This window comes from Robertmurraya siralis, from assembly GCF_005502275.1.
Taxonomy (GTDB): Bacteria; Bacillota; Bacilli; order Bacillales; family Cytobacillaceae; genus Robertmurraya; species Robertmurraya siralis.
The window spans coordinates 49,726-74,086 of the sequence record NZ_SWLZ01000022.1 but is presented as its reverse complement, the minus strand read 5'-3'; the positions used below and the strand labels follow the sequence as shown (position 1 = coordinate 74,086).

The following is a 24,361-nucleotide window of genomic DNA, read 5'->3' as shown; positions in this document are numbered from 1 at the left end:
TAAACGGATTCAAACAAAACTAAAAACGAGCCCTGTTAATTATCGATTAAAATCAGCTTAATGACTGTTTTTATAAATGTCTACTTGACAGGTGCATGTTCATACAAATATATCGGTCAAAGCAGGCCATAAATCGGTCTAGGCTTGATGCTCATCAACCACTATGGTATCCCCCCAAATTTTATACTTTCTTATCTTTTCAAAAAAACTCGACCATAGTTGGTCGTGTCAGAGTGTAGACAAACTCGAAGATTTTCGAGTTTGCCTACACTCTTTTTTCTTTTAAAATAGAATTAAGATGCTCTTCCTACCATACCTATTTGGCATACGTTCCATGCGTCAAACCATAAAAGAAATGGAAACAAACATGGCCTATCCGTGGTTTCTAGGATTCGGTTTCTACACTCGTCCCCAAACAATCTGAAAGCATGATTATGTGTAGGATGAGTATTAGGATGGTGATCTCTGCCCGCAAGTGCAGGCCTTCAAGAACACGACGACAACGAAGGAAGGAGATCGGCAATAGCAATCAAATTCATCGATTTGTGCAGAATGTCCGTTTCTATCCCCGTGCATGGAAAGGAAACACCCTCCAAACCTTATACAACGTCCTATTGGGGAAGCTTGCATAGAAGAGGCAGAACATCTATGTCACAACGATGAAATCAAACAGATCTACGCGAAACGCAAGAAGACGATTGAACGTGTCTTTGCGAATGCGAAGGAAAAGCAGGGGATGTGATGGACAACCTTACGAGGTCTTAATATGCAGGCGATGCTTACGTTTGCTGCCATGAACGTAGAGAACATGGCCCCTTGGACTTGGCCACCTGCTTTTAGGGGGTGCCAAACGAGTTGATGGGAGCGGAAGGCGCTTGACTCCTGGGGGAATAGCGTGACAGCCGAGACCCCGCACGAGCATCCGCGAGGAGGAGGCTCGGCGCACGCCCCCCGGAAAGCAAGCGTCTGGAGAGGAAATCAACGTTTTTAACGCAATTCCAATCCAAAAATGACAAAATCCATCGAAAGGGCTCCCTTTCGATGGATTTTGTCGACAGTCTGACTCGACCATAGTTGGTCGAGTTTTAATTATGGAACGATCATCATTATATTTCTTAAAATTGACGAGCTCTTACTGCATTCTCGTTATTGAATTGCCTCTTCAATTTGTTTTACCATTTCGGCTACGGATACTAAACCGCCTCCAGATAGGTACCAGTAATTAGGATCCAAGTAGTGGATATTTCCATTTGTCATTGCTTTCGTATTTTTGATTAACTCAGTTTCAACCGTTTGTTGCGCGGAAGATTCTCCTTCCACAACAGCTCCTCGGTCTACAACAAATAAATGCTCCGGATCTTTTTCAACTAAATATTCCGGTGAAATATTTTGACCATGTGTAGAGATCTCAATGTTTTCATCCACAGCTGGCAAACCAAAGACATCATGAATAATACCAAAACGTGATCCAGGTCCATAGGCACTTAAGTTCCCTTCATTTGCAAGGATCACTAGTGCAGGACCAACGTCAGCAGATTTTTCTTGAATTCCAGCAATAGCATCGTTAATTGCTGCTAATTCTGTTTCCACTTCTGTTTCTTTAGCAAAAATTTGACCCAATGTTTCCATATTGTCAGTAAAGGATTCCATATAGTTTGTTGTGTCAACACCTAAGAAAATCGTTGGTCCTATTTTGCTTAATTCTTCATAGGCTTCTTGTTGTCTACCAGAAATGATAATTAAATCTGGAGCAATCTCAGCAATTTTTTCAAAATCTGGTTCTTTTAAGCCGCCTACGTTCTCGTATTTTCCATCTTCATATTTAGAAAGATAAGGTGGGATATTTGCTTGTGGTACACCAGTAACTTCCACACCTAGTTTATCTAAAGAATCAAGAATTCCGAAATCAAAAACAACCACTTTTTCAGGGTTGACCTTCACTGGAGTTTCCCCTAGCTGATGAGTAATCGTAATTTCTTTTGTTTCTTCTGCAGCGTCCGTATCATTTGTAGCTGCTCCAGTTGTTGCTTCCTCAGCTTCTTTATCTGAGCCACAAGCTGCAACGAATATTGTCAGCATGGCAATAATGAAAAATAAACTTAACTTTTTCTTCATTAAAAATTCACCCCATGAAAAAAATTTTTATTATTTCCTTTTCACAATGCTTCAACTCATTGTGAACAAAATATATTTTATTTTTTGACCGTAAAACAGCATTGAAAGCTACCGAAGCCATTTCGGGCCCTGGTAGGACTCAGTAGTATACTTTCTTTTTCGTTTTACTATCAAAACATAAAACGAAATTAAGTAAAATAAAGACAATATCGTTTTTGATTTTCTACTTTCACGGTAAAGTCCATTTCATAAATTTCCTTTAACACTTGAGGTGTAATAACCTCTTGAGTTTGGCCTTCACGAACGACCTTGCCATCTTTTAAAGCGATAATGTAATCAGAATAGCAAGCAGCAAAATTGATATCATGTATGACAATAACAACTGTCTTACCAAGTTCGTCAACAAGCTGACGTAACACTTTCATGATTTGCACAGAATGTTTCATATCTAAATTGTTCAATGGCTCGTCAAGTAAGATATATTCAGTATCCTGGGCTATAACCATAGCAATATAAGCACGTTGTTTTTGCCCCCCACTCAATTGGTCAATAAATTTATCTTGCATATCCTGAAGCTCCATATATTCAATTGCTTCATCGACATACTTCCAATCTTCCTTCGTTAATCGGCCTTGTGAATATGGAAATCTTCCAAACGCCACTAATTCTCGCACGGTTAGGCGGAGATTAATAAAGTTTGACTGTTTAAGAATCGAAATCTTTTTTGCTAAATCCCCACTCTTAACTTTGGCAATATCCTGATTATCAATTAGTACTTCACCAGTATCCTTAGCAATTAGACGACTCACCATGGACAAGAGCGTACTTTTCCCAGCACCATTAGGACCAATAAATGACGTGATCTTTCCCTTTTCAATTTGAACAGAAACATCTTCAACGACACTTTTATTTCCATATCTCTTCGAAACGTTTTTTACAATTACCATTTTTTACTCTCCTTTAATAGAAGATAGATGAAGTAAACTCCACCGATGAAATTGATGATCACGCTGATTGTAGTCGAAAAGGTAAATATTCGTTCTACAAGAAACTGACCACCGACCAAAGCCACTATACTAATTAATATAGAACCCGTAAGCAAATAACTATGTCGGTATGTATTTAAAAACTGATGGGCAATATTCGCAACAAGCAATCCAAGGAAAGTGATTGGGCCGACTAGAGCAGTGGCAACGGAAATTAAAACTGCCACAATGATTAGAAGTCGCTTGACTACATAATCATAATCCACTCCAAGATTAATCGCTTGCTCCTTTCCTAATGAAAGGACATCCAAATATTTATAAAATCTAGCAAAATAAAGACCCGCTAAAACAATAAAGAGAATTGATACAATTAATAAATCAGTATTCACATTGTTAAAACTTGCAAACATGCGATCTTGTACTATCAAAAACTCATTTGGATCAATTAGCACCTGCATGAAGTCGGTAATACTACCGAAGAAGGTTCCACAAATAATCCCGACCAGTAAAAGAATATATATATTTTGTCCTTCACCTTTAAAAAGAAATTTATATAGCAAGCCTGCGAAGAGAATCATTAATCCCACAGATAAAACGAAATTAAAATTTTTATCTGTGACAACAAAATTCATCGAACCAAAAACAAAAATTAAAAATGTTTGAATGAGCATATATAAAGAATCTAATCCAATAATACTTGGTGTTAAGATTCGGTTATTCGTTATCGTCTGAAAAATCACAGTGGAGAAAGCGATTACAGCACCCGTGACTACGATTGCGACAATTTTTAAGGTCCTTCTAGGTAGGACATACTCCCAAACTGGTCCTAAATTCACAAAAATATATGCTGCAGTTAAGGACAAGGCTAAGATGAATAAAATAATTAATTTAAGGTTATTTCTACGCATATGCCTTTCTCCTCAAGATTAAATAAAGAAATATTCCGCTTCCTATTACCCCGACGGTCACCCCGATGGCAATCTCGTAAGGATAAATGATGACCCGACCGAAAATATCACAGGCGAGGACAAAGACAGCTCCTAGTAGCGCGGTGTGAGAAAGACTATTTTTCAAATGATCTCCCTTATACATCGAAACGATATTTGGGATAATCAAACCTAAAAACGGAATCATTCCAACTGTTAAAACAACTGATGATGTAATCAATGCGACAATAATAAGACCTATGTTTACAACTCTTTTATGATTAAGTCCTAAATTAATCGCAAATTCTTCTCCCATTCCAGCGATCGTAAATTTATTCGCATAGATGTAGGCAATAATTACAAGTGGAATGCTGATATAAAGTAATTCATAGCGTCCTTGAATCATCATCGAAAAATTACCTTGAAGCCATGATGACATATTCTGAACCAGATCATTTTTCAAGGCAAAAAAAGTTGTAATTGACCCAATGATGTTTCCAAACATTAAGCCGACAAGTGGAATAAATATGGCATCTTTATATTTTACTTTGTCCAGTATTTTCATAAAGACGAAAGTCCCTAATAACGCAAAAGCAAAAGCAACGAGCATTTTCACAAACGGGCTAGCCGATGTAAACAACATCAAGGATACTAATATTCCCAATCTAGCTGAATCCATTGTTCCAGCTGTCGTTGGCGAAACAAATTTGTTTCGCGTTAATTGCTGCATAATTAATCCAGCAATACTCATACTTACTCCCGCAAGTATAATACTCATTAAGCGTGGAAAACGGCTTACTAAGAGAATATGTGCTTGTTCCTCAGTTAAATCAAAAAGATCTAAAGGAGTTATTCCTTTTACACCGACAAAAAGTGAAGTAATTGATAATACGATCAGTGCCAAAACCAGGTATCTTCTTTTCATAACTCTTCCTTACTCTTTCCAATTTATTGAGAACAATAGCGTTGTCTTCACAATATACCCACGGTCATTAAAACAAACGATAATGATTTTCTTATGAATCTACGTTTTTAACTAGAAGTGACCAATTATGAATCCGATTAACTCATAAAATAAAAAAATAACGTTGAGGGAAAACGTTTGGGAGAGTAGTTCTCGACCAAATATTATTTCTCATTGTTATCTTTTAATTGAGAATAGTTTTCAATTAACTTTTAAAAAAATCTTCTTTCTATATAGATGATAACGATTATCATTATCCGTTGTCAACTGTTTTTAATAATGTTCACATAATATATATAAGCTTTTCACAATTTTATACGAGAGTGCCTGTTTCTTTTTATAACTAGAGGTTCTTAAATTATTTTTCTCTTACAGGTGATCTTTTGTTAATCCTCATAGATCATTTTCCTTGTCATCCCGCCATCAATTATTAAATTGATACCAGTGACAAAGTCATTTTCATCACTAGTAAGATATAAACAAGCTTTTGCAATATCATCAGGTTTGCCAACTCTTTTTGAAAAATGCTGATTATGATCCTTATCTGTTAATTGAGAATAGTCGCCTGTTTCTATCCACCCTGGAGAAATCGCATTTACCGTAATATGCACATTGGATAATGAAGCTGCCAATGCATGAGTAATCGCTACAATTCCCCCTTTTGATGCTGCATATGCTTCCGAATGGGGTTCTGACATGAGTGCTCTGGTAGAAGCAATATTCACAATTGCTCCGCCCTTTTCGTTTTCTAGCATATACTTGGCCGCTTCCTTTGAACATAGAAAAACACTTCTTAAATTCGTATTGAGCACATCATCCCAATCTTCAACGGACAAATCAAAAAGATTTTTAAAACGGCTCACTCCCGCATTGTTAATTAATATATCGATTTTTCCATATGTGCTTTTTACTACCTTCATTAACTGAACGATATCATCCTCTTTGCGGACATCTGTTTGAACAAACATACATTGTCCACCTGCGGCAAGAATTTCCACCTTCACGTTTTGCCCCGCTTCTTCATTTAGATCAGCTAATACGACCTTTGCTCCATTATTGGCATAACGCTTTGCAACGCCTCTTCCAATTCCATTCGCACCACCAGTAATAATGACAACTTTATTTTCAATACTCATTTGCTTCTCTCCTTTTTTATTCCAGCTTTTATTTTACAAAATTGGGGAGATGTGCACAATTGTACGACTTTGTCACAGCGCCAGTGGTAATGATTCGCAAAGGAACAAAAGTGTAAACAATTTCGGTTGGGCTTTCATACACTTCATAATATTCATTCTTCCAGACCAACTACAAGCTATTTTTCTCTTCTTCAAATAAAAGGCACGCAAAAGCAAGGCACCGAGAACAGAAGTCCCAATGCCTTTCATCACTTTTTATAAAATTGCGACAGCAAAAGTGCTTTGCGCTTTAGACATCTAGACACTGTGCGCGAATCTCCTCATAAAAGCCCTTGTCATATAGAATACCCCTGTTTCTTAAGGAGGAGTCACATAAAACTGAGCAATAACAGCACATCGCTCAGTACCTACCGCAAGAAATCAGCCTGTATTTCTTCCTGAAATCAGGATCACTTCGTTCTGCCTTATAAAGCGAGAGCATTAATCTTAGTTCTTATTCTTTATCGATCCATATTGTAACCTCTTCAATTGGCTTTACCTTCCTTGGCGGAGGCGTCATATCTGGATAGCCAACATAAATAAAGCCGAGGACTTCGCCTTTTTCCGATAAACCAAAGAGGTTGCTTACTTCGCGATCATAGCATGGCTTCCCCGTTCTCCAAACCGCTCCTAATCCAAGAGCATGGGCAGCGATAAGCATATTTTGGACACCGGCATTGACTGCTGCATATTCCTCCTTCAGGATAACCTTTGGATTATCACTAGGTTCGACCACCGCCACAATAATCACCGGTGCTCGAAAAGGATTATTTCTTGCCTTTTCCACCTTTCTTCTCTGCTCTTCTGTTGCTGGTTCATTCATCTCTCTTTCAGCTATGCGCGCCAGTGTTTCACCTAAACGTTTGCGGCCATCCCCGGTTAAAACAAAAAATCGCCAAGGTTCGGTCTTCATATGATTCGGAGCCCATGTGGCAGCCTCTATTATTTTTTCAATTAATTCTTTTGGCACCTCTTTATCTTGTACTCTACCAATACTTCTTCTTGTTCGTAATGCTTCTAATGCATCCATTAGCTCTCCTCCATTTCAAAACTATTATCAATATATGACCATACTGTCAATTCATAACCAACAACTGAAACATAATAAACACTATGCAAATGCAACTAACCTCTTGCATCAAGTATAAAAAAGTTGACGAAAAAAAGCTATCGAATGAATCGATAGCTTCAAGTAATGCTTAAATAGACCAGATGTTGTCATATTGTTTAAAAAACGTACTCACCTATAGTTTTACTTTTTGCAGGCGCAATGCATTTAAAACGACTGAAACCGAACTGAATGCCATCGCCGCCCCTGCAAGCCATGGTGCAAGAAAACCCATCGCCGCAACGGGAATTCCCATCGTGTTATAACCGAAAGCCCAAAACAAGTTTTGTTTAATATTGCGGATCGTTTTTCGACTCATTGAAATTGCATCAGCAATGCTGTTTAAATCACCACGGATTAATGTAATATCGGCAGCTTCCATCGCCACATCCGTACCCGTTCCGATCGCCATCCCAATATCGGCAACAGCCAAAGCAGGAGCATCATTAATCCCGTCTCCAACCATAGCTACCTTCTTCCCACTGGCCTGAAGCTTTTTCACTTCATTTGCTTTTCCCTCAGGAAGGACTTCTGCAATGTAATGCTCTATTCCTGCTTTTCCGGCAATTGCCTTTGCCGTCTCTTCATTATCACCAGTTATCATGATCACATCTAAGCCCAGTTCTTTAAGCCTCTGAACCGCTGAAATTGACGTTTCCTTAATGGTGTCTGCTACAGCTACCACCCCGGACAACACATGATTAATCGCAACAAGCATCGCTGTTTTTCCTTCTCGTTCTAGAGCTTCCATCTCACTTAAATGGTTACTGGCATCAATCTCAAAGCGGCTCATCAGCTTTCTTGTACCGACAAGGATCTCTTTGCCTTCGACTGTGGCACGAATCCCAAATCCTGGAATCGCCTCGAACTCAGCGACCTCCTTTAAAGACATTCCTCTATCTTTAACACCTGCTACGATCGCTTCAGCTAATGGATGTTCCGATTTTTTTTCCGCACTTGCGACAAGTACTAAAAATTCCCTTTCATCCATTTCTGTCACAACATCAGTTAAAACAGGTGTCCCATTCGTAACCGTACCCGTTTTATCCAGCACGACAGAAGTAACTCGATGGGTCATTTCTAAATGCTCTCCACCTTTAAATAAAATTCCAAACTCCGCCGCACGGCCTGAGCCTGCCATAATCGACGTAGGCGTCGCCAATCCAAGCGCACAAGGACATGCAATAACGAGAACTGCAATTAAATTCTCTAAGCTTCTTGCAAAATCTCCTGGCGTTACGACAAAATACCATAATATAAATGTTAAAATCGCAATTCCAACAACAATTGGTACAAAAATACCGGAAATTTTATCTGCCAATCGTTGAATTGGAGCTTTAGAGCCTTGAGCTTCTTCCACAATTTTTATAATTTGCGCAAGTGCGGTATCCTTACCTACCTTCGTTGCTTCAATCTTCAAGAAGCCATTTTTATTAATGGTTGCTCCAATGACCTCATCGCCAACTTTTTTATCAACAGGTACACTTTCTCCAGTCAGCATCGACTCATCAATAGCAGACTGACCTGCAAAAATAACCCCATCGACCGGGATTTTCTCTCCTGGTTTGACATGAAAAAGATCGCCTACCACAACTTCTTCCAACGGAATTTCCATTTCTGCCCCATCGCGCTCGACGATCGCCGTTTTTGCCTGCAGCCCCATTAGTTTTTTTATTGCTTCAGACGAACGCCCTTTTGCTTTTGCCTCAAACAGCTTGCCAAGGACAATTAAAGTAATCAAGACCGCGCTTGTCTCATAATAAAGTTCCGGTGAATGCCCATGCATATTCATCATTTTAAAAGATAAGTATAAACTGTAAAAATACGCGGCAGAAGTTCCTAAAGCTACTAGCACATCCATATTCGCACTTTTATTCTTCAACGCCTTATATGCACCAACATAAAACTGCTTGCCGATATAAAATTGTACGGGCGTGGCAAGCAACAATTGAAACCAAGCATTCATAAAAAGGTCTGGCACATAGATAAAAGAAGTAAATTGAAAATGACCAACCATAGACCATAATAGCGGCAAGGATAAGAGCATTGAAAAAATAAATCGATTCTGCTGCTTCTTAATTTCCGCTTCCCGATGATCGACAGCTTCCTTCCCGTCCTCTTTCATACGAGCACCATAACCTAAATCCTGCACCTTTTTAATCAAATCTCCTGTCGCTAACTCCGTCGGATTATATTCTATTGTCGCTTTCTCAAGAGCTAAATTAACGGTCGCACTTGTGACGCCATCCAGCTTATTTAAACCTTTTTCAATTCTTGCAGAACAGGCCGCACAGGTCATTCCGGTTATTTCAAGCTCTGTTTTTTCGATTACAACATCATAACCTAAATCGCGAACTTTATTTTGTATCGTTTCGAGATTCGTTATGTTCGGATCATATTTAATCGCTGAACGTGCTAAAGCAAGGTTGACATTTGCTTCCTCAATTCCTTCAAGTTTTCTCAAGCCTTTTTCGATACGGGTTGCACATGCAGCACAAGTCATCCCAGTAATTTGCATATTCGTTTCCTTTAATATGCTCATTGATTTTCACCTCAGCTCTTCTATATACCCCCATAAGGTATATAGAATGGATAAAAGAACGTGCTAGTCTCAATATAGCACGTCTGTTTCTATAAAATTACCCTACATCATATCCTTGATCATCGATTGTTTCTTTAATCGTATCAATCGAGACGACAGCGCTGTTAAAATCGACAGCTACTGTACCTGCTTCTAGATTTACCTTCACATCGTTAACGCCGTCTAATTTACCCACGCTTCCTTCAACCGCTTTTACACAATGCCCACAAGACATTCCTTTTACATTTAATGTTACATTTTCCATAATTACAGCCCTCTTTCTATTTATTTTTTCATCAGCTTTTGAATTGTTACTAATAACTCATCAATCGCTTCGTGATCTCCATCTTGTACTCTTTCTAAAATACAGCTTTTCATATGCGCCTCTAATAATAATTTAGCGACACCATTTAGTGCTGCTGTAGTAGCCGATATTTGCGTGATAACATCATCACAGTAAGTATCCTTTTCAATAAGACCTTTAATTCCCCGAATTTGTCCTTCGATTCGGTTTAATCTTGTCACTAAGTTTTTCTTTGTTTTTTCTGAATGGTGGCTCTTTCTCCCATCATGTTCATGGCAATATTCTTCCAACTCTTGAGGTTCAATATTCTCCATTCACATTCCTCCCTGCCTCAATTGTACTATACCCTCCTACCCTATGTAAAGAATAATAAATAATTTCTGCGTAAGACTTGAGACGTAGTGGAAAATAAAGCTAGAGAGCAATGATTATTATCGCTATTTCGTTTATGATAAAAATATGTTAAACAACATTGTTGATCACTCGATGAAAAGCTAGAACCTTTTTAAACATAGCTGAAAGACATGAGAAACCAAAGGTTTTCACAAAATGAGCCAAAAGTCAACACTGACATATAACAGAGCCTATTATAAAAAAATAAATGAAAGATCGATGGAGGAAATTTGACAATGAAGCGAATTTTTTTAATTTTTATCATCCTCATTGGGGGATATCTTTTATATACAACTGTTACTAATCTCAACTGGTTTTCGAATCAGGACAATACCCGGGCAGACCTTACGAAAAAAATTGATACGATTGAATTTGATATTACATCGCTCAGCCTAGAAATCGTTCCTGAAAAACGGGATGACTTAGAAGCAGATTTAGTTGGAAAAGGGAAAGTGATTGTCAGCCAAAAGGGCGACGCGATTAGAATCTCTTATGAGCGTGAATGGTATAAATGGTTTTCTTTTTTTAACAAGTCAAAACTAACTGTCTATATTCCGGAAGATTATGAAGAGGATATGGAAATCAACATTGGTTCCGGAAATGTAGAACTATCTGGTAAATCTGAAAAACAGCCGTTTACGCTTGACGAACTATCCATCGATATTGGATCGGGTAATATCAAGTTAAACAATTTGAAAATGAACAAGTTTTCCTATAATGGTTCCTCAGGAAATGCTACCATTCAAGGTCTTGCATCCAATTCAAGTTCAATTGATTTAAGCTCCGGGAATGCAAATATCGACGATTTCAGCGGAGAACTTGAAGCCGATATTTCATCCGGAAAGTTGGATGTCCATTTTGCTGAACTGAATGATTCCGTAGAGATTTCCGTAAGTTCTGGTACTGTCACACTTGGGTTGCCAAACGATGCTGATTTCACCTTAGACGGCAGGGTTGGTTCCGGAAACATCTCATACGATTTTCCGTTAAAGGTTGAAAAAGAAAGCAAAAGCAGCATCAAGGGAACACACGGTAATGGCAAACACAAAATCGCTGTCGATGTTTCCAGTGGAAGTGTGAAGATTCAATAATAAAATGCTCCCGCTCAATAAAGAGCGTGGAGCATTCTATATTACATCGCCTCTGCAATCGATTTTTCATTCTGAGCATTTTTTTTAAATAAAACAATTGTGTAAATTATTAAAAGAATGACTAGGAAAACAACCGAAAAACCATAAATGAAGTGATAGCTTGTCTTTGAAGCTACTGCCCCGAGTCCGATGGAACCAATCGCAATTCCAAAATCCATTCCCGAAAAATACATCGCATTTGCCGTCCCTTGTTTTTCCTTTTTGACAGCTTTTACCGCAATCGCTTGGAGTGTTGGGGTGATAACTCCGTAAGCGATCCCGTAAAATATTCCGGCAAGAAGCAAGGTTTCTGTCCGCTCGGTGAACGCTAACAGAATTAATCCGACGATTGCGCTTAGTACACCTGGGTATATAATCATTTTATGACCATAACGATCAAATAATCGTCCCGATAGTGGTCGAACTAATACCATCATGAGCGTTAACACCAAGAAAAAAAACGGCACCGAGCTTCCTATTTGGGCCTCCTTGCCCAACTCTCCCATAAAGCTAATGACACCGCCTAATGATATCGTAAAAAAAATCGTAAGACTGCAAGGAATGAAAGCATCTTTATCGAAAAGAGATTCTTGAAAGGTCATTTTTCTTTCGTTTACGGGCAAAGAAGCACTCTGCTGTGGAGTTTTAATAAATAACGAGATTACCAGAGTAACGAGCGTTAAGCCCATCGTGAATACGATCATATAATAATAGGAGGCCAATTGCAGAAGTGACAAGGCAATCATTGGGGCGATGCTTGTACCTATGCTTGTAGCCATCCCGTAATACCCGATGCCTTCACCTAGTTTTTTTGTGGGAATAATATTGGTTGCCATTGTTGCAAACACTGTTGAAAGAATTCCAAATCCAACTCCGTGTATACTCCGCAAGCATAATAATAAAATCAGTGAATCCTGCCCAATGCTGGCTCCAATTGATAACGCCACAAGAATAAGCGCTAAAGCGTTTAACAGCGCTAACTTCACTTTGTGCATAAAATAGCCGAGCAAAGGCCTTGTAATAATGGCTGACAGCATAAACACTGTTGTCATCAATCCGCCCTCTGTCGGGCTTTCTTTTAAATCCGTAATATAGGCAGGAAAACCCGCCGTTAAAATTTGAATACCGAGGAAAAAGAAGAATGCCATTAATAAAATCAGAATATAACGTCCTGTCCATAACCTAGATGTTCCTCTCACTTTTATTCCTTCTCTCTAAATCTGTCTGCTCAAGCAGTTGCTCAATATTACTTTCCAATAACCCCAATACTTCTTGATAGGCTTCCAGCTTCTCCGGCTTAATTCCTGCGACCATCCTTATAAAAATTTCTTCAATATAGGGTGTTAACTCTTCAACCAATGCCCTTCCTTGTTCAGTAATTTTAATCAAAAAGGAGCGGCGATCTGCAGGATTTGCCACTCTTATAACCGCTTTTCTCTTCTCTACCAAATCGAGAATTTTTGTCAAGGTTGCTTGATCCTTATCCGTTCTATGTGAGAGCTCTTTTTGCGTGATGCCATCTATTTCATGAAGCGCTCTTAAAACGACCCATTGTTCTGTCGTAAGATGATAGGACCTTAAATAAAGGTTCACAATCCGCGTCATTTTTTTACTTAACCGAACGGATGCAGACCCAATAGATTTATCCATTGACATAAAAAATCCACTCCTCATAGCCATAATTTTTATTATAGCTTCAGATTTTATTTGTGTAAATATAATTTGTATACTAACTATATTTACACAATAAAACTAGCTTCAACTAAGAAGCTAGCTTTTCTAATTATACCTGAACTTGTAGTGATTTCTCTTGAAGCTGCTTGCGAATTGTTGCCTGTGCTGCAGCCAGTCGGGCCACTGGTACACGATATGGTGAACAACTAACATAATCCAATCCAGTCTCATAACAAAATTCGATCGAGTTTTTCTCGCCGCCATGTTCACCACAAATTCCTGTTTTCAACCAAGGCTTTGTTGCTCTTCCAAGCTTGACGCCTGTTTCAACAAGCTTTCCAACTCCCCCGCAATCCAACACTGCGAAAGGATTTTCTGGAAGAACCTTGTTTTCAATATAAGCTTGTAGGAATTTGCCCTCTGCATCATCGCGGCTAAAGCCAAAGGTTGTTTGCGTCAAATCATTTGTTCCAAACGAGAAAAAGTCAGCCTCTTCGGCAATTTCATCAGCAGTAAGAGCGGCACGAGGGATTTCGATCATTGTACCAATTAAATAGTCGAAGCTCTTTCCCGTTTCCTCTTGAACCAGTGAAGCTGCGTCGATAACAAGTTGACGCATTTGCTTCAGTTCATTAACATGCCCCACTAGCGGGATCATAATCTCCGGCTTAACAGCAATCCCTTGATCTTCAACACTTGCAATCGCATAAAAAATTGCTTTTGCCTGCATTTCATAAATTTCTGGATGAATCATTCCTAATCTGCAGCCTCTAGCTCCAAGCATCGGATTAAACTCAGCTAATTGATGTACCTTCTTCAACAATAATTCTTTTTCAGCTAATTCGGGTGCATCAGGAGTTAAAATTTGAAGCTTTGTTACTTCTACCAACAATTCTTCTTTGTCCGGTAAAAACTCATGTAACGGCGGATCTAGAAGTCTAATCGTTACCGGGAAGCCTTGCATCGCCTCAAAAATGCCCTCGAAATCCGCTTGCTGCATGGGAAGTAGTTCATTTAACGCTTCCTTCCGCTCAGCGAAGTTATCTGCCAATATCATTTTTTGAACTATCGGCACCCTTTTCGCATCCATAAACATATGCTCTGTGCGGCATAAACCAATTCCACCAGCACCGAATTCAAATGCTTTTTTCGCATCCTCTGGATTATCAGCATTTGCTCTTACTCCAAGTTTCCTTGCCTCATCAGCCCATTGCAAAAGGAGAAGGAATTCCTCTGAGAGCTGCGGTTCAATCATCGGAATTTCTCCGATCATCACTTCACCCGTTGCACCATCAATCGTTAGCACTTCACCTTCGCGGATAACGGTGTCTCCAATGGACATTTGCTTTGCCTTCAGGTCAATTTTTAGTGCCTCACAGCCACAAATACATGCCTTCCCCATTCCTCTTGCAACCACTGCGGCATGGCTCGTCATTCCACCACGACTCGTTACGACAGCTTGTGCCGCAACAATACCATGGATATCGTCAGGAGTCGTTTCTGGCCGAATAAGGATGACCTTTTTCCCTTCATTTCCCAATATTTCAGCCTCGTCTGCATCAAAGACCACTTGACCACTAGCTGCCCCTGGTGAAGCTGGCAGCCCCTTTGTTAAAATTTTGCGAGTAACTGATTCATCTATACGGCGGTGAAGCAGTTGATTCAACTGATCCGGATCGACGCGGAGCAGAGCCGTTTTTTTATCAATCACGCCTTCTTCAACCATTTCTACGGCAATGCGGATTGCTGCTTGAGCTGTGCGTTTGCCTGTTCTTGTTTGTAAAATGAAAAGCTTGCCTCTTTCAACCGTAAATTCAATGTCTTGCATATCTTTGTAATGATTTTCTAATAGCTGACAAGTTTCAGAGAATTGTTTAAAGACATCAGGCATTTCCTTTTCTAACGTCAAGATCGGTTGTGGTGTGCGAATTCCAGCAACAACGTCCTCTCCTTGAGCATTGATTAAGTATTCACCATATAATGTATGTTCTCCTGTTGATGGATTTCTTGTAAAAGCAACCCCTGTCCCTGAATCATTTCCCATGTTTCCAAACACCATGCTTTGAATATTGACGGCTGTTCCTAGATGATCAGGAATTTTATTTAATCGGCGATAGACAATTGCCCGCTGATTATTCCATGAATCAAATACTGCTTTAATCGATAGCAATAGCTGTTCTTTAGGGTTTTGTGGAAACTCCTTTCTTGTACGCTCTTTCACAATTTTTTTATAGCCAGCAATCACCATCTGCCAATCTTCCGCCGATAGTTCCGGATCATGTGAGTATCCGTGGTCTTCACGGTATTCCTCAAGAAGCTGTTCAAAGAAAAAAGTATCAACATCAAGTACAACATCAGAAAACATTTGAATAAAGCGGCGATAAGAGTCATAAGCAAATCGTGGATTTTTCGTAAGTCTTGCCAGCCCTTTAACCGTTTCATCATTCATTCCTAAGTTTAAAATTGTATCCATCATCCCAGGCATGGAAAAAACTGCTCCAGAACGAACGGAAACAAGCAATGGATTTGCAGGATCGCCGAGTATTTTTCCTGTCTTTTCCTCAAGCATCTGTAGGCAGGTGAAAATTTGTTCCTCAATTTCAGAAGAGACTTTTTTCCCTGCATCATAATAGGCGTTACAGCTTTCCGTAGATATTGTAAAACCAAATGGGACCGGCAGCCCGATTGCTGTCATTTCAGCAAGATTGGCTCCCTTTCCTCCTAATAATTCTTTCATCAGACTATTTCCTTCATCAAACATGTAGACAAATTTCTTCATCATTCATACTCCTCTCTTATGAGTTCATATTTGGCTATTTTTTGAGCGTATTTAAAATATAGTCGGCCGTTTCTTCAATCGCCTTATCAGACACATTAATAACCGGACATCCAAGACGTCTCATGATTTTATCAGCATAATCCAATTCCTCTAATATCCGTTCAAAGCTTGCATAGTTTGCTTGAGAAGTTAATCCAAGGTTCTTCAACCGCTCCTTGCGAATGGAATTTAATTTATCAGGACTGATAATAAGACCGACGCATTTATTGCGTGATATTTGATAAAGTTCATCCGGCGGTGCCACCTCTGGTACAAGTGGAACATTGGCAACCTTATAACGTTTATGAGCCAAATACATCGAAAGCGGTGTTTTTGAGGTTCGCGAGACTCCCACTAGGACAATATCAGCATGCAATAGTCCGCGCGGATCTCTCCCGTCATCGTACTTTACGGCAAATTCAATCGCCTCAATTTTTCTGAAGTAAGATTCATCGAGCTGTCTCATAAGTTTTGGCTGATACTTTGGACTTTTATTAAATGTTCGACTAAATGCATCCATTAGCGGACTTAGTAGATCAATAGCTGCTAAATTTTCTTCCTTTGCCCGCCGATCTAAATAGCTTTTGAGCTTTGGAATCACAATGGTATAAGCGATAAGCGATGGAACCTGCTTCGCCATCAGCAGGATATCTTCTATATCCTCGTAATTCTCCACAAATGCATTTTTCCTTAACTCCACAAAACCTCCATTAAATTGGGTTGCAACGGCTTTAACAACTAAATCAGCGGTCTCGCCAACGGAGTCTGATACGACAAATACCGTTTCTTTCTCTTCCAAAATGGCTTCACTCCTATACCGTATAACATTTGCTTAACTCCATATACGCCTTCGCAATGGTTGTCTTCGTAATACGTCCAACCACTTTATATGTATGACTTACCTTGTTGATTTCTTGAACAACAGGCAAGGAATCAATATGATGCTCGATCATTCTTTTGGCTGCTGTATGGAGCGTATCCTCCAGTTTAATTGTGATAATATTAGGCATCCTCGTCATGATGACATTCACAGGAATATCGCGAAGATCCTGCGTTCCCATACTTGCCCTTAAAAGGTCCTTTCTTGAGATCACGCCAACAAGATGATTGTCATCATTAACAACATATATAGCCCCTACATCTTTTAAGAAAATTTGTACGATGGCATCATAAACAGACGAGGAATTTCGGACGACAACAGGATGACCTTTATACTCCCTAACAAATTGTTCTGAGATTGTCATAAAAGGTACTGCACTTGCCCCTTCCTTATACGTATAACCCACTTTCGTTCTTGCTTCTAAATTGCCAGCCATTGTTAAAATGGCCAAATCCGGCCTAAGGGTTGCTCTTTTCAATGACAATTTGTCAGCAATTTCCTTCCCAGAAATCGGACCTTCCTTTTTAACAATCTGCAGAATTTCTTCTTGACGCTTCGTTAATTTAATCAATTCCACCACCCTCTAGCGTTAAATATTATACTCTATTTCATTGGTAATCTTAATATATGTTATACTTATTAATATATAGTATATTATAATTAATGTGATTTTGGGAAATAGTTTTCACTTTTTTCTGATCAAAATTTGAAAACTTTATGAACAAATGTTTTGTTTAAAGAATCTTTTTGAGAATTTTGCCAAATTGAAAAGAAGGTGAAGGAGTTTTGGATGAGTTAGAAACATTTCCGCGTTCGTGGCAACGATTCTTCATTCGGATATTACGAGTTTCCCTTTCGCAAAAAAAACAACCGTTAACGGTTGCATTAATATCCCCAATATGTAATCGTATCAAGTATACCTAAAACAAGAAGCAGCCCCCCTGCTATTTTTTGCACAACTGCGCCTATCTTTCTCCCACTTTTTTTCACGAATTTACCACCTAATTCAAAGTACCAAATGAAAAAAATCGCGAGCAACACGGGAAGAGATGTCCCTATAGCAAAAAACACAGGTAAAATAGCACCATATGGAACCGCTGTTGCCATTGGCATCAGTGTAACAAAAAAGAGTGTAAACATCGTCGGACAAAAGCCTAAAGTAAAGCTAGCGCCCATTAAAAAGGCGCCAAGATTTCCTTTGGCCTTGAATTTTTCTGGAAAAATACTGAATGAGATTGCCTTTGAAAAGGTAATGAAACCGAGCATAAAGAGACCGATGATTATTAGAATCGGACCGACAACCTTCCGAATCCAAGGAAAATAGAGCATTAACGTCTCTTTTACTTCATTCCCCACAAACCAGATGAGAAGACCAAGACCAGAAAAAACCGCAATTTTTCCTAAAATAAAAAAGAAGACACCTTGCCATGCCACACTTCGCTGCAAGGATTGATTACCATAAACGGTAATCGCCCCTAAATTCCCTGTAAATTGGCACGGAGCAACAGCACCGACAATCCCTAGTATAAATGCGGAGAGCACCGGGATGCTCATTGTCTGCAGGCCTATATTAATTAGTGGACGAGATATGAGATTACTAATTTCACTAAAAAATTGATACATAGAATGACTCCTTAATCCACAACATAACTCTAGTATACATTCTAACATGTCCTAAGCTATGTGATCGTCCTCACAAAAATCCCTTAAGATGAAAAAGGGCAGTTCGATAAATCATAAAAAAGGAAGTGGAGAAAAATAGTTCGTTTTTCTCCACTTCCTTTTTTATGACTACGTTAAGAGTAGCTGACAGGCACTACTACTTACTATGACTAGTGCCACCAAAAACTCGACAGGTGCCTTATCAAAGCCGTACAATGAGCATTAGTGTGATGCAGGGCAAGAATTTATTCTTTCTCCTGGAACCACGATAACACTCTATGAGGACACGTTTTGCTTCGTTTTGGCGATCTTTGTCCTCATGGGGCTTTTATGCGGACACGATTGGCCACGTTTTCGCTTTCTCTGTCCTCATGAGACCTTCATGCGGACACGAGTTGACTCTTTTTTGGCTTTCTTTGTCCTCATGAGACCTTCATACGGACACGAGGTACTCTTTTTTGGCATTCTCTGTCCTCATGAACCCTTCATGCGGACACGTGGGTACTCTTTTTGGACTTTCTCTGTCCTCATGAGACCTTCATGCGGACACGATTGGCCTCGTTTTCGCGTTCTCTGTCCTCATGAGACCTTCATGCGGACACGAGTTGACTCTTTTTTGGCGTTCTTTGTCCTCATGAGACCTTTATGCGGACACGAGGTACTCTTTTTTGGCGTTCTCTGTGCTCATGAACACTCTATGAGGACAAGTTTTGTGCGAATCCACCGTTCTTTGCCCTCATGAACACTGTGTAAAGAGCCGCCAAGCTCATATCACAAAAGTTAAATTTTGCACCGTCTTTCGAAAACGAAGACGTAAATTTTTTTGAACAGTTCCCCTCGTCTTATTTAGGGGTAAAAATATATTCAACATCTTCATTTTTTGCTTCGATATTTAAAACGTAATCGTCTAAAAACCATTCATCTTTATCATTGAAGTAAAATGTGATTCCTTCAACTTCATCCTTAATCGCCACAGTGCCTTCTTTGCCAAAAGATATTCCTAATGAATAATTGGGATGAACGGTAGGAATGCCGCCATAAAGCTTTACATAAAACTGCACAAAATCTCCAGCCTGTAAATCCATTTCTTCCTTAAACCATTGAGCAGCTTCTTTGCTAACATGAAAATTCATCATTTCACCTCATCGCTTTCCCTATTTTTTATGTTCTGAGTATATTTCAGCATATAAACGAAAATGACTCAAATAAAGCAGAGAGAGTCTTTATTAATTTACAGCCTCAGAAGCTTCCTCTAATTTACTTAACCGTTCTGCGACTTGCTCGTCCGTTAAACCATGCTCGACAACATAACGATTTCTTGGATGAACACGACATTCATGTGAGCAGCTGCGCATATATTTATGTTCATTTTCCTCCGAACACAAAATTTTATCATTACATTCAGGATTTGCACAATTGACATAGCGCTCACAAGGCTCACCTGTAAAATGATCACGGCCGACGATAACATGCTCTACCCGGTTAACAGGAACACTAATGCGCTCATCAAATACATATAATTGACCATCCCACAATTGTCCTTTTACTTCCGGGTCCTTGCCGTATGTGACAATCCCACCATGTAGCTGCCCTACATCCTCAAAACCTTCTTTCACAAGCCAACCTGAAAACTTTTCACAGCGAATTCCCCCTGTACAGTACGTCAAAACCTTTTTCCCTTCGAAGTTTTCTTTGTTCTCACGTATCCAATTTGGCAGCTCGCGGAATGCCTTAATATCCGGACGTACAGCTCCTTTAAAATGCCCGAGATCATACTCATAATCATTTCGAGCATCGATTACAACTGTATTCGGGTCCTGCATTGCTTGATAAAATTCCTTTGGACTTAAATACTTGCCAGTCAATTCATTCGGATTAATATCATCCTCTAATCGAAGAGTGACCAATTCTTTACGAGGACGTACATGCATTTTTTTAAAAGCATGCCCATCTGCTTCATCTATTTTAAAAACCATCTCCGCAAATCGAGGGTCATCATTCATTTTCTTCATATATTGCTCTGTTTGCTCAACTGTACCAGACACTGTTCCATTGATTCCTTCAGCAGCAACAAGGATTCTTCCTTTTAAACCTAATTCCTTACAAAAGGCTAAGTGTTCAGCTGCGAATTCCTCTGGATCTTCAATAGGGACGTACATATAGTACAGTAATACACGATACGGTTTATTTGTTTCCATTTATTTATCACCTTTCTATAAATCAAAGTTGTTAGATTCATGATGTCCAAAAAATCAAAAATACAAGCTCCTAATGCTCATCATAGCGCTCCTCACAAAAACATTTAATCTTTGTTTGCTGAGCGGAAGACGGTTTAAAAAGTAAACACAGTTAAACTTCTCAGTTGAACTCTCTATTCCATACTCCTCTAAACTAAAAAGGGAATACCTTCCCGCCAATGAGGAAAGGTATTCGCACGCAGTTTTCATAAAGATAGGAATAGCGACCTTCATCCCTATATTGTATAAAAAACTTCAATTCTCGCAAAAAAGACTTATCTATAAAAATCAGCAGGAATTTTGCCAAACTTGCGTCTGTGGTATAAAAGTGGCTCTTTACCAAAATTCACGATATCAACGACTTCGCCAATTAAAATTGTGTGATCCCCGGCTTCAACTGTTTTGTGGGTTTTACATTGAAGAACGCCTAATGCTCCGGAAATAATCGGAAGGCCAAGCTCAGATGTTTTCCACTCGCAATTAGCGAATCGGTCAGTCCCCTTCATCGCAAACAGTGAACAAATGTCGCCCTGATCCTCTGCTAAAACATGAACCGCAAATTTATCTGTTTTTATAAAAGGTTCATAAGAAGACACCTTTTTATCAATTGACCATAGGATCATTAATGGATCGATGGAAACAGAGGCAAAGGAATTTACCGTTAAGCCAAGCGGCGTCCCTGCTTCATCAATAGTCGTTACAACTGTCACACCAGTTGGGTAATTGCCCATTACTTCTTTAAAAACTGAAACATTATCCATATATCCAACTCACCTTTCTCTTTTAACTATTTCACACACTTATCACAGTATATAAGTTGTTTTCCTTTTTTCGAATGTATAAATCTGATAAGTTTATTATGAAGCGTTTTATCAGGTTTGTCGAATATCTGAATTCAAGCTTGACTTTTCAGCTTTTCCAGCAATTCACTTGAAGTTGCTGCAGTTATAAATTCACCATTGACAACGGCGTATGGAGCCATTTTACATTCTTTACATTTACTTTGGCACTCATATTCTTTATATTGCACATTCTTTTCGTTGAAAAAGGACTCGTACTTAGGAATTTCATCTTCCGTCAAAAATTGATTTAAATTTCTCTCACAAAACTCAATAATGAGCTTATTTTCCTTGAAAAACCATCTATTAAAAAGCTTCACAGCTCCAAACACCCTCTGTTGGCATCGTATTAATAAATTTTACTTTCGCGAATCCACTTCGTTGCAACCCATTTTTCCCCTCTAATCACCGGGATGCTACTGTGAACCGACATGCGATCAACTTGCCCCATACTGTTCGTATAATGAAAGTACACAGCCGAGCCTTTCTTCGGAACAATTGACACTCCAGCCTTCGGAAAAACCGTTTCTCCGCCTTCTTCAACATCATTTAAATAAAGGAGCAATGTGGCAATTCTTTGTCCACCTTTACTGTGGTCAACCTTATTCGTTGGAAAATAATCGAAATGTGCCTTATACTCTTCTCCTGCTGAATAATTCAACACTTGAAGTCCCTCACCATGTTCAATTGGGTAGGTTGTGATTTCCTCAAATCTCTTTTCAAGCTTGGCAATAAAAGAATTTTCCATGAGTGAGTAATACATTCCTTTGCTCGTTCGACCAGGTGCCACTCGTTCTTCACCGGTAACGGAGTCTACTACTTTCGATGGCTTTAACCGTGCACTCGAAAGACTGATCAACTGCTCACATTCTTCGGCGCTCAACACATTGTCCAAATGAAGAATAAACGGCTTCTCTACTTTAGAAAGCACTTTAATCTCTCTATCATTTGTATAAATGGTATTGCCTTTTCTACCAATCTCGGGTGTTTCGTATTGGTATTGTGCATCTTCAAATCCCGTCGTTTGAATTGCTTCGTTTCCGACAATTTGAAACAGACTTTCATATGCATACCTCGGGTTAAACCCTTTTTTCACAAGACCATCAGCTATTACAACCGGACTAACCCCACTACGAAGCGTTTCAATAATCCAATCTCTTAACTCACCAGACATTTGTTTTATGGTCCCCATCGAATTCCCCTTCCTGCCCGACAAATTCATAATTTCATCTTACCATATTTCTAGTTCGTTTGATGCTGTTAACGATTGGATCATTTAAAAGCACAAACTTACGCATATAGTGGGAATTAAAGCAAACTTCCTTTGTACCATAGTGAAAATATTTATTTGATTTTTTGGCTTTATTAAACAGAATTGTGGAAAAAAACAGCTTTTGGATCATTGGGTATAACCTTTCAGTTATACTGAAAGAGATAAGCCAACCACTGACATACGAAAATTCCCTTAAGAAGCTTTATCTTGAGGGGCACCGTGAATCAACATCGCAAAATTCCAATCTGAATTCCCGATGAAGGGAACATATTTATCATAAGAACCTGTTTAAAACAAAAAATATTAAAGGAGGAAGAAAATGAATTACAAGCTGCTCGTAATATTTCTGTCTAGTATTTTTTTAGCAGGATGTGGGTTTAATAACCAGACAACTATAAATAAAAGTGAAGCACCATCAGCAAAAGAAATATTAACAGAGAATAAAGATGCGGATATTTTCTTATTAAATAAGACTGTTTACCAAACAAATATTGAATGGGTAAATAAATTAAATTTAACGAAAAATGAGGAAATTGGGGAAATTGAAAGCATTTATACTTTCGATTCAAATGATTCATTTAAAAATAAAATGGCGACTAAACTTCCTATTGGAAGTAAGATTTTTTCAACCAATGAAAGAAAGGATATGTTAATTGTCGAAAATAATGGAGTAGAAAAAAAATATTATGCGCTAACGGAAGGATAGTGTATGAACAGCCCCACCTTTCCGTCTTAACTGACGCACATGCTGATTTTTTAATACCTGCTCCCTTGGATTCGTTCTTCCTTGTTTTTTCGGCTTTTTCTTTTGTTCGTCTTAGTTCAAGTCTCGAGTGTCAATTGGAACATCTCATTTAATCCAATTACTGCATCCGCTGAGAGCGATACCTTTTTTCAAGTCGATGCTCAAGCAGCTCCACAGTATTTCCGTATGATCATCGGCTCGTTAATATGCTCTTCTGAATCTGCAGAAGATAAAGAGTTCCTTGAATTTCGACTAAATAATCGGCAATCGCTTGATCGAGATTATTGTTTGCTTCCTTCATAGATATGCACGTTTTACTTTTGTTTTTAAAGACTTCGTACTGTGAACAAAACGGTGTGGGTACTTCTCAATTCGTTAAATGCTTGAATCCCACTTCTTCCCCATCTCTTCATTTTTTCATCACTTCTAACTTTTCTGTAATGAAGGATAATTTTAATCACCATTTATCACAAAGTTTTCTTTATACTGCAGAAAAATGTTATAAAACAGCCCTCCTCTTTAATAAATTTCAAATATCAAACTTTCAGCAA

The 24,361-nt window shown here is 38.9% G+C and carries 22 protein-coding genes and 2 pseudogenes; 4 read left to right on the top strand and 20 right to left on the bottom strand.

Translation table 11 applies throughout. The features are described from left to right. Positions 1-292: 292 nt before the first annotated feature. Positions 293-397: pseudogene (locus tag FCJ93_RS25965) on the top strand (transposase); the annotation flags it as partial. 66 nt (positions 398-463) lie between these two features. After that, positions 464-859: pseudogene (locus FCJ93_RS25545) on the top strand (transposase); the annotation flags it as partial. A gap of 287 nt (positions 860-1,146) precedes the next feature. On the opposite strand, the gene FCJ93_RS19775 reads toward FCJ93_RS25545, so the two are convergent. From FCJ93_RS19775 to FCJ93_RS19735, 9 genes are all read right to left on the bottom strand, one after another. Continuing rightward, entirely contained in the window at positions 1,147-2,115 is a 969-nt protein-coding gene (locus tag FCJ93_RS19775; protein WP_095311509.1) for a siderophore ABC transporter substrate-binding protein, read from the bottom strand. A 188-nt stretch (positions 2,116-2,303) separates the two neighbouring features. Further along, complete coding sequence (locus FCJ93_RS19770; protein ID WP_095311512.1) at positions 2,304-3,062, bottom strand: iron ABC transporter ATP-binding protein; 759 nt, start codon at positions 3,060-3,062, stop codon at positions 2,304-2,306. Next, positions 3,056-4,009 carry an iron chelate uptake ABC transporter family permease subunit gene (locus tag FCJ93_RS19765; RefSeq protein WP_095311513.1) on the bottom strand — a complete coding sequence of 318 codons (954 nt, stop codon included), beginning with the start codon at positions 4,007-4,009 and terminating at the stop codon, positions 3,056-3,058. Before FCJ93_RS19765 ends, FCJ93_RS19770 begins: the two co-directional genes overlap by 7 nt. After that, positions 4,002-4,952 carry an ABC transporter permease gene (locus tag FCJ93_RS19760; protein WP_095311514.1) on the bottom strand — a complete coding sequence of 317 codons (951 nt, stop codon included), beginning with the start codon at positions 4,950-4,952 and terminating at the stop codon, positions 4,002-4,004. The genes FCJ93_RS19765 and FCJ93_RS19760 overlap by 8 nt, the downstream gene beginning before the upstream one ends. Positions 4,953-5,377: 425 nt before the next feature. Then, positions 5,378-6,127 carry a glucose 1-dehydrogenase gene (locus FCJ93_RS19755; protein WP_095311516.1) on the bottom strand — a complete coding sequence of 250 codons (750 nt, stop codon included), beginning with the start codon at positions 6,125-6,127 and terminating at the stop codon, positions 5,378-5,380. Between the two features lie 493 nt (positions 6,128-6,620). Beyond that, on the bottom strand, positions 6,621-7,196 hold the full coding sequence (locus FCJ93_RS19750; protein ID WP_095311518.1) for a nitroreductase family protein: 576 nt from the start codon (positions 7,194-7,196) through the stop codon (positions 6,621-6,623). Positions 7,197-7,410: 214 nt separating this feature from the next. After that, complete coding sequence (locus FCJ93_RS19745; RefSeq protein WP_137744475.1) at positions 7,411-9,816, bottom strand: heavy metal translocating P-type ATPase; 2,406 nt, start codon at positions 9,814-9,816, stop codon at positions 7,411-7,413. Between the two features lie 97 nt (positions 9,817-9,913). Further along, positions 9,914-10,120: a copper chaperone CopZ gene (gene copZ / locus FCJ93_RS19740; protein ID WP_095311522.1), complete on the bottom strand. Its 207-nt coding sequence runs from the start codon at positions 10,118-10,120 to the stop codon at positions 9,914-9,916. Between the two features lie 20 nt (positions 10,121-10,140). Next, complete coding sequence (locus tag FCJ93_RS19735) at positions 10,141-10,473, bottom strand: metal-sensitive transcriptional regulator (protein WP_137744474.1); 333 nt, start codon at positions 10,471-10,473, stop codon at positions 10,141-10,143. A 315-nt stretch (positions 10,474-10,788) separates the two neighbouring features. Between FCJ93_RS19735 and liaG the strand changes: the two genes are divergently transcribed. Beyond that, on the top strand, positions 10,789-11,643 hold the full coding sequence (gene liaG / locus FCJ93_RS19730; protein ID WP_095311527.1) for a LiaG family protein: 855 nt from the start codon (positions 10,789-10,791) through the stop codon (positions 11,641-11,643). Between the two features lie 41 nt (positions 11,644-11,684). Here the strand turns inward: liaG and FCJ93_RS19725 are convergent, their stop codons facing one another. The 11 genes from FCJ93_RS19725 to FCJ93_RS19675 all read right to left on the bottom strand — a co-directional run bounded on the left by FCJ93_RS19725 (position 11,685) and on the right by FCJ93_RS19675 (position 22,984). Next, the gene (locus tag FCJ93_RS19725; protein ID WP_095311529.1) at positions 11,685-12,881 is read right to left on the bottom strand and encodes an MFS transporter; all 1,197 of its coding nucleotides are present in this window, start codon (positions 12,879-12,881) and stop codon (positions 11,685-11,687) included. Further along, positions 12,865-13,338: a MarR family winged helix-turn-helix transcriptional regulator gene (locus FCJ93_RS19720; protein ID WP_095311531.1), complete on the bottom strand. Its 474-nt coding sequence runs from the start codon at positions 13,336-13,338 to the stop codon at positions 12,865-12,867. The genes FCJ93_RS19725 and FCJ93_RS19720 overlap by 17 nt, the downstream gene beginning before the upstream one ends. Before the next feature lie 127 nt (positions 13,339-13,465). Beyond that, positions 13,466-16,135 (bottom strand): pyruvate, phosphate dikinase, encoded by a 2,670-nt coding sequence (gene ppdK, locus FCJ93_RS19715; protein WP_137744473.1) that lies wholly within the window; start codon positions 16,133-16,135, stop codon positions 13,466-13,468. Between the two features lie 34 nt (positions 16,136-16,169). After that, on the bottom strand, positions 16,170-16,973 hold the full coding sequence (locus tag FCJ93_RS19710; protein WP_095311535.1) for a pyruvate, water dikinase regulatory protein: 804 nt from the start codon (positions 16,971-16,973) through the stop codon (positions 16,170-16,172). A gap of 13 nt (positions 16,974-16,986) precedes the next feature. Next, complete coding sequence (locus FCJ93_RS19705) at positions 16,987-17,625, bottom strand: helix-turn-helix transcriptional regulator (protein ID WP_280526668.1); 639 nt, start codon at positions 17,623-17,625, stop codon at positions 16,987-16,989. A 314-nt stretch (positions 17,626-17,939) separates the two neighbouring features. Further along, a complete protein-coding gene (locus tag FCJ93_RS19700; RefSeq protein ID WP_095311539.1) occupies positions 17,940-18,677 on the bottom strand; it encodes an urease accessory protein UreH domain-containing protein in 738 nt (245 codons plus the stop codon). A gap of 881 nt (positions 18,678-19,558) precedes the next feature. Beyond that, positions 19,559-19,849, bottom strand: coding sequence for a HesB/YadR/YfhF family protein (locus FCJ93_RS19695; RefSeq protein ID WP_095314884.1), 291 nt, complete (start codon positions 19,847-19,849; stop codon positions 19,559-19,561). A gap of 93 nt (positions 19,850-19,942) precedes the next feature. Further along, positions 19,943-20,914 carry an oxygen-dependent tRNA uridine(34) hydroxylase TrhO gene (trhO, locus tag FCJ93_RS19690; RefSeq protein WP_095314885.1) on the bottom strand — a complete coding sequence of 324 codons (972 nt, stop codon included), beginning with the start codon at positions 20,912-20,914 and terminating at the stop codon, positions 19,943-19,945. Between the two features lie 314 nt (positions 20,915-21,228). Then, positions 21,229-21,714: a flavin reductase family protein gene (locus FCJ93_RS19685; RefSeq protein ID WP_095314886.1), complete on the bottom strand. Its 486-nt coding sequence runs from the start codon at positions 21,712-21,714 to the stop codon at positions 21,229-21,231. A gap of 134 nt (positions 21,715-21,848) precedes the next feature. Beyond that, positions 21,849-22,112, bottom strand: a complete 264-nt coding sequence (locus FCJ93_RS19680; protein WP_095314887.1) for a DUF1450 domain-containing protein — start codon at positions 22,110-22,112, stop codon at positions 21,849-21,851. A 29-nt stretch (positions 22,113-22,141) separates the two neighbouring features. Continuing rightward, the gene (locus tag FCJ93_RS19675) at positions 22,142-22,984 is read right to left on the bottom strand and encodes a 2OG-Fe(II) oxygenase (protein ID WP_095314888.1); all 843 of its coding nucleotides are present in this window, start codon (positions 22,982-22,984) and stop codon (positions 22,142-22,144) included. Positions 22,985-23,384: 400 nt separating this feature from the next. On the opposite strand from FCJ93_RS19675, the gene FCJ93_RS19670 reads away from it, so the two are divergent. Continuing rightward, entirely contained in the window at positions 23,385-23,771 is a 387-nt protein-coding gene (locus tag FCJ93_RS19670; protein WP_137744471.1) for a hypothetical protein, read from the top strand. The last annotated feature ends 590 nt before the right edge of the window (positions 23,772-24,361 follow it).